The sequence below is a fragment of the Kitasatospora sp. SC0581 genome, assembly GCF_048159585.1.
Taxonomy (GTDB): Bacteria; Actinomycetota; Actinomycetes; order Streptomycetales; family Streptomycetaceae; genus Kitasatospora.
The window spans coordinates 1-352 of sequence record NZ_JBLRWA010000258.1 but is presented as its reverse complement, the minus strand read 5'-3'; the positions used below and the strand labels follow the sequence as shown (position 1 = coordinate 352).

The following is a 352-nucleotide window of genomic DNA, read 5'->3' as shown; positions in this document are numbered from 1 at the left end:
CAGACCGGCCGGGGCGGGTGCGGACAGGAAGGCGGAGATCCGACCGGGCTGACGGGCCGGGGCGGCGGCCTGCGCCGGGATGGCGACGGGCTCGGGCTGCTCCTCGACGGGAGGCGCCTGCTCGGCCACGGGCTCGGTCTGCACCTCGGCGGCGGGCCCCACCTCGGCCACCGGCGCGGGCTCGACCGGAGCCTCGGAGGCGGCCTCGGCCGACGGGGCGTCAGCAGGCCCGCCCTCGACGGACGGCTGCTCCGGCGCGGCCTGCTCGCTGACGGTCCGTTCGGCGGCGGGCTGCTCCTCCGACACCCCGGACTCAACCGCGGCCTCCGCCTCGGCGGCAGCCGCGGGCTCG

Annotated in this window: 1 pseudogene; it reads right to left on the bottom strand. The window is 80.4% G+C overall.

The features are described 5' to 3' along the window. A pseudogene (locus ACLWS4_RS38015) lies at nucleotides 1-352 on the bottom strand (hypothetical protein); the annotation flags it as partial.